This window comes from Streptomyces atriruber (assembly GCF_001418325.1).
Taxonomy (GTDB): Bacteria; Actinomycetota; Actinomycetes; order Streptomycetales; family Streptomycetaceae; genus Streptomyces; species Streptomyces atriruber.
Genome location: NZ_LIPN01000176.1, coordinates 1 through 5,936 on the forward strand (window position 1 = coordinate 1; position 5,936 = coordinate 5,936).

6 protein-coding genes and 2 pseudogenes are annotated in these 5,936 nt (G+C 70.3%); 3 read left to right on the plus strand and 5 right to left on the minus strand.

Going from position 1 to position 5,936, the window contains the following annotated elements; translation table 11 throughout:
- The first annotated feature begins 25 nt into the window (after window positions 1-25).
- Window positions 26-982: an IS481 family transposase gene (locus AOK03_RS19910; protein WP_055566666.1), complete on the plus strand. Its 957-nt coding sequence runs from the start codon at window positions 26-28 to the stop codon at window positions 980-982.
- Window positions 983-1,051: 69 nt separating this feature from the next.
- Here the strand turns inward: AOK03_RS19910 and AOK03_RS19915 are convergent, their stop codons facing one another.
- Complete coding sequence (locus tag AOK03_RS19915) at window positions 1,052-1,915, minus strand: helix-turn-helix domain-containing protein (protein WP_055566663.1); 864 nt, start codon at window positions 1,913-1,915, stop codon at window positions 1,052-1,054.
- Between the two features lie 145 nt (window positions 1,916-2,060).
- Here AOK03_RS19915 and AOK03_RS19920 point away from each other — a divergent pair, with 145 nt between their 5' ends.
- Complete coding sequence (locus AOK03_RS19920; RefSeq protein WP_055566664.1) at window positions 2,061-2,948, plus strand: alpha/beta hydrolase; 888 nt, start codon at window positions 2,061-2,063, stop codon at window positions 2,946-2,948.
- On the opposite strand, the gene AOK03_RS19925 is transcribed toward AOK03_RS19920, so the two are convergent.
- Window positions 2,929-3,864: an IS5 family transposase gene (locus AOK03_RS19925; RefSeq protein ID WP_063792529.1), complete on the minus strand. Its 936-nt coding sequence runs from the start codon at window positions 3,862-3,864 to the stop codon at window positions 2,929-2,931. The two genes, AOK03_RS19920 and AOK03_RS19925, sit on opposite strands and share 20 nt — an antisense overlap.
- A gap of 45 nt (window positions 3,865-3,909) precedes the next feature.
- Entirely contained in the window at window positions 3,910-4,821 is a 912-nt protein-coding gene (locus tag AOK03_RS19930; RefSeq protein WP_208609560.1) for an alpha/beta fold hydrolase, read from the minus strand.
- Between the two features lie 200 nt (window positions 4,822-5,021).
- On the opposite strand from AOK03_RS19930, the gene AOK03_RS19935 reads away from it, so the two are divergent.
- The coding region (locus AOK03_RS19935; RefSeq protein WP_244177671.1) for a dihydrofolate reductase family protein at window positions 5,022-5,333 on the plus strand (312 nt) is incomplete at its 3' end.
- A 156-nt stretch (window positions 5,334-5,489) separates the two neighbouring features.
- Here AOK03_RS19935 and AOK03_RS44105 read toward each other — a convergent pair.
- Window positions 5,490-5,669: pseudogene (locus AOK03_RS44105) on the minus strand (transcriptional regulator); the annotation flags it as partial.
- Between the two features lie 2 nt (window positions 5,670-5,671).
- A pseudogene (locus AOK03_RS44110) lies at window positions 5,672-5,936 on the minus strand (transcriptional regulator); the annotation flags it as partial.

Genomic DNA, 5,936 nt, shown 5'->3' on the forward strand with positions numbered 1-5,936 from the left:
GAATCTTCACCGCACGGAGGCCTTCATGTCCCACCGTAATGCCCGGCTGACCGTTCACGGCAGGCGGCTGCTGGTCGAACGGGTTCGCGCCGGCCGTCCCGTCGCGCATGTCGCCGCGGAGATGGGCATCTCCCGCCCCACGGCCCACAAATGGATCCGGCGCTGGCGGTTGGAGGGCGAAAGCGGACTCCTCGACCGTTCCAGCAGCCCGGGCAGGACACCGCACCGGACCGCAGCCGCCACCGAGGCGCGGGTCTGCCGACTGCGCACGGACCGCAAGCTGGGACCGGCCCGCATCGGCCCGATCCTGGGCCTGCCCGCCTCCACCGTGCACCGCATCCTTGCCCGGCACGGCCTGAACCGCCTGGCCTTCCTGGACCGGCCCACCGGCCAAGTGATCCGCCGCTTTGAGCGCGAGCGGCCCGGCGAACTCATCCACGTCGACGTCAAGAAACTCGGCCGCATCCCCGACGGCGGCGGCCACAAAGTCCTGGGCCGCCAGGCCGGCCGCGCCCGGCGCAGCAGCATGGGCTTCGACTACGTCCACTCCGCCGTCGACGACCACACCCGCCTCGCCTACAGCGAGATCCACACGGACGAGAAGGCCGCCACCTGCGCCGCCTTCCTGCGCCGGGCCGCAGCCTTCTTCACCGCACACGGCATCGACCGCATCGAGCGGGTCCTGACCGACAACGCCTGGCCCTACCGCAAGAGCCTCGCCTGGCAGCAGGCCCTGGCCGACCTCGACGCGAGGGGCAAGCTGACCCGCGCCTACCGGCCCCAGACCAACGGCAAGGTCGAACGCTTCAACCGCACCCTGCTCGACGAATGGGCCTACCTGAGGCCCTACACCTCAAACGACGAGCGGACAGCGGCCCTGGCAGACTTCCTGCACACCTACAACCACCACCGCTGCCACACCGCACTCGACGGCCAACCACCCATCACCCGCGTCAACAACCCTGCGGGCCAATACACCTAGGGCCTGTTTCGTAAGTGGCGCTGGCCCATCGCTCCTCGAACGTTTCAGTTGCAGTGATGCTCAGGAAGGTCACGGGCTCTGGGCCGTGCTGCGGGTCAGAGCGGCCAGTCGTTGCGCGTCCGAGGTGCCCGGTTCGGCCGACCAGAGCACGAGCTGCTGTTCCGGGGCACCCGCGTAGCGGAAAGTGTCCCAGTCGAGGGTGAGTTCGCCGACGGTGGGGTGCGAGATGCGTTTGCTGCCGAAGTCCTGGTGTGCGACGCGGTGCTCGGCCCACCAGGCCCGGAAGTGCTGGTCGGCGACGGCCAGCTCGCCCACGAGGGCGGTGAGGGCCGGGTCGGTCGGGTTCGTTCCGGCCTCCATGCGCAGGACCTCGACGCAGGTGCGGGCCACGTCCTCCCAATCCGGGTAGATGTCGCGCATCACCGGGTCGGTGAAGACCATGCGGACGTAGTTGCGCTCGGGCTCGGGCACGGCTGCGAAGTCGCACAGCAGCTCCGCCGCCAGCGGGTTCCACGCGAGGATGTCGAGTCGCGGGCCGAAGACGATGGCGGGTGTGCCGGTGAGCTGGGTGAGCAGCCGGGTCAGGTGCTGGTGTGCTTTGGGGCGGGCGGACCGACGCGGCGTCTTGCGGTGCCCGGCCCGTGCGGCCTGGGCGACCAGTCCTTCCACGTACGTCCTCTGGTCACCGTTGAGCCGCAGCTCCCGCGCGAGGGAGTCGAGCACCGGCGGTGACGGTGCGAGTCGGCCCTGTTCGATGCGTACGTAGTAGTCGGTGCTGATCGCGGCGAGCTCGGCCACCTCCTCGCGGCGCAGCCCTTGCACTCGGCGCTGAGTGTGCGCGCGCTCAGGGAGCCCCACCTGCGCGGGTGTGAGTTGGCCACGGCGGTGTTTGAGGAACTCACCGAGCTCACGAAGGTGGGCGGAACCAGTCATTCCCTCAGCATGGCACCGGGGAGAAGGCCCTGCCTGGGAAAGATCCTTCCTAGGAAGCAACGCGACCTTCCCGCGCCGGGCCATCGGCCGGACAGTGGGCAAGGCCCGCAGATCGCCGGCCACCCACATCCCGCAGGAGCAGAACATGAGGACTGACGTCCGCTTCCCGACCAACGGCCTGCAGCTCGCCGGCCACCTGTACCTCCCCGACGGGGTCGACGGACCGCTCGCCGCCATCGTCGTCGGCCACCCCACGACCGGTGTCAAGGAGCAGGCGCCGGCGGCGTACGCGACACGCCTGGTCAACGAGGGATTTGCCGTCCTGACCTTCGACGCCGCCTTTCAGGGCGAGTCCCAGGGCATGCCCCGCGCTCTGGAGGACCCCTTCCAGCGTGCCGAGGACTTCCGTGCGGCGGTCTCCTACCTCACCACCCGCCCCGAGATCGATCCCGACCGCATCGGTGTGATGGGCGTGTGCGGCTCCGGCGCCTACGTGCCCTACGCCGCTCAGACCGACCACCGGATGAAGGCTGTGGCCGGTGTGTCCGGGACGGATGTTCCCAGCTTCTTCCGCGGCGCCGACCCCGAGGGCTGGCAGCGGATGGTGGCGAACTCCGGAAACCTCCGCAGCGCCGAGGCCGCCGGCGAGCCCGCGGCGACGTTCGCCGTGCTGCCGGAGACGGCTGACGCCGACACCCCTGCCCCGACGGCCGAGTTCGTCGACTACTACAAGACGCCTCGTGGCAGGCACCCGCGCTCCACCGGCGACATGGTCGTGCGCAGCGCGGAGCTCCTCGACCAGTTCGACTCCTTCGCCGACGTCGCCAAGATCGCGCCTCGCCCGCTACTCATGATCGCCGGTACCGACGCGGTGACCCGCGGGTTCTCCGAGAAGGCCGTTGCCGACAGCCCCGGCAACGCCGAACTGTTCCTCGTCGAGGGCGCCACCCACGTCGACCTGTACGACCGCGACGAGTACGTGACTCCTGCCGTCGCCAAGCTGGTCGAGTTCTTCAGCAAGCACCTCGTCTGAGTCGGCCAGCCTGTGTGGGCAAGGGGCGCCAGGGTGCTGGTCGCAGCCACTTTCCGATGGCCGCGACCAGCACGATGGCCTCATAGCGGACGGCAAGCTTGTCGTATCTCGTGGCGACCGCGCGATGTCGCTTGAGACGGTTGATCCCGCACTCGATCGCATGGCGCTCGCAGTAGTCGGCCGGGTCGAAACGCGGAGGCCGACCGCCGCGCGAGCCGAGCTTCTGCCGGTTGCGTGCCTGGTCAGCCTTGTCGGGGATGGTGCATCGGATTCCTCGGCGCCGCAGGTAGGCACGGTTCTTGCGGGAGGCGTGGGCTCTGTCGGCCCGCACACGGTTAGGGCGAACGCGTGGCCGGCCCGGCCCGATGCGGGGCACGCGGACTTTTTCCAGCACCGGTCCGAACTGCGGCGAGTCGCCGCGCTGCCCGGCCGTGATCACGATCACCATGGGCTTCTGGCCCTGTTCGACGGCCAGGTGCAGCTTGGTGGTGAACCCGCCGCGTGAGCGTCCCAGTCCGTGGTCATCGGGCTCGGTGAACACACCGCCCGGCGGTTCCTTCTGCAGGTCACCCTGCTTGCGGGCCCCGGCCGCGTGCTGATGGACGCGGCACACCGTGGAGTCGACGCTCAGGTCCCACGTGATGGCCCCCTTCGTGTCGGCCAGGGACTGCAGCCGGGTCAGGATCCGATGCCAGGTGCCGTTACGCTGCCACCGACGGAACAGGTCGTAGACCCGGCCCCACGGCCCGTACTCCACGGGCACATCCCGCCACGGAACACCGGTCCGGACCCGAAACAGTATGCCGTCGATCAACCGCCGACGGGACCAGACGGGCGGCCGCCCCGCTTTCGTGCCCTTCGGCAACAACGGCTCCAGCACCGCCCACTGCTCGTCCGTGAGATCTCCCCGACCCATGAACCGTGATCATTCACAGCCCAAGATCTACTTTCGACACACGGCCTAGCTGTATTGCCCCGCGAGCGTGTCCAGGACGTCCGCGATCGGGGTGGGGTCCAGAGGGCCGACGTGCGACGCCCCGGGGAAGTCGTGGACGCGGAAGCGGTTGCCGGGTGTGGGCGCGTCGGCTTCCGCGATCATCCTGTCCTGGAGCGCGGTGGCGATCGTACGGTCCCTGCCGAAACGCAGGTACGTGCGGGGAATGCGCCCCCACCTTCCGGCCCGGCCGACCGCTCGGCCCGCATAGGCGGCGACGGGCTCGTCGGTCTGCATCCCGGCCAGCATCCGGCGGAAGTCGGCGTCGGGGTGGTCCGCGCAGATCATCTCCTTCAGGAGGGCCAACTCACCGCTGACACCCGTACGGAAGTTCAGTCGCAGTACCCCGAGCCGGTCCGGGTCACCCACCGTCAGCTCCCGGCTGACGGCGTCCGCGTTCTCGGGTGCCGCCGTGCAGGCGTCCGCCGTGGGCAGGACGCGGCTGGGACAGAAGGCCGCCATGTAGCAGATGTGGTGAAGCAGGTGCGGGACGGCATCGCCGACCCGGCTGACCGACACGCCGCCCAGGCTGTGCCCGACCAGCACCACCGGGCCGTTCCGTGCGGCCCGCCGCACGATGCCCGTGACGCGCGCCTCGTAGTCGTCCAGCCCGAGGCCCTTCAGCGGGGAGGGCTCGACCGCCATCGCCGTGAGGTCCTGCCGCTGGTACGACTCCGCCACGAAAGCCTCCGCGCCGTGCCCCGGCTGGTCCACCATGACGACGCGGTGGCCGCGCAGCGCCAGTTCCCGCGCGATCGGCGTCCAGAACGCGCCCGCGCTGTGGGTACCGTGCACCAGCACGTAGGTTCCGGGCCCGCGACGCGGGTCCGCCGCGGCCGGCGACGGTCCGAGCCCGGTGGCCAGCGCCGCGCCCCCCACCGCGAGTCCCAGTCCGCGCAGCGCCGTCCGCCGAGTGGCGCCTTTTCGTTCTCCGTTCGTGTCATCCATCATGAACTCGACGCTATGAACGGCCCGTTCGCCCCACCAGTGGTCCAGCACCCCCTGCCGGGGTGGACCCAGAACCACCCTGCCGTGCGGCTCGCGGGGTCCGACGCCCTCCATCTGCTTGGAGAAGACGCATGACGGAAGCGAGCACCGGCAACGTGGTCGTGAACAGGGTGATGTCCCTGGACGGGTTCATCGCCGGTCCCGGCCACAGCATGGACTGGATCTTCGAGCACATGACGGCGGCGACGTTCCCTGAGGTCATGGCGGCCACGGGCGCCATGCTCATCGGCCGGGGCACGTACGAGGTCGGCAAGCGCATGTCCGACGAGAACACCGCCTACGACGGCGGGGCGCAGTTCGTCCTCACCCATCGCCCGCCCGACGAGCCGGACCCCCACGTCACCTTCCTCACCTGCGACATCGAGGAGGCCGTGGCCACGGCCNNGTACGTGCTGCCGGTGCTGCTCGGCGACGGTGTCCGCTTCGCGCCGCCGGGCCTCGACCGGATCGACCTGGAGCCGCTCGGCGACGCCCGGTCGGGCGGGGTCGCCATGCTGCGCTTCCGCGTGCGCCGTCCTCAGGCGTAGGCCAGTTGTAGGTCAGCTGTAGGTCCCCCACCGGCGTTGTGAGGTGTCGTACAGGTACCGGGGCAGGCCCTTGAGGGCGCTGGTGCGGAACGGGCGGCCGTCGTCGTCGATGCGCACCGTGCCCGTGCGGCCCTGGGAGGACCAGTCCAGCTCCAGGTACCAGCGGCAGTCGCACGAGCTGGTCCCGGCCGTNNAGGGCATGCGGACGGCCGGGATCGGCGTGCCGGTGTCGTTCCCGCGGACCGAGCGGGCGATGGGGCGGTCCTTGTCCAGGTCCACGCTGAAGTACCGGGGAGTGACCGCGCCGCCGCAGCCCGGGCCCATGGCATAGGCGTTGCCCTTGACCGGCGCCGCACGGCCGACCACCCGCACGCGCAGCGCCTCCAGCACGACGGCCGTTTCGCTGCGCCCCTGTACCGACAGCTCCACGAGGGTCTCGCCGCCGTGCACCGCGCTCTG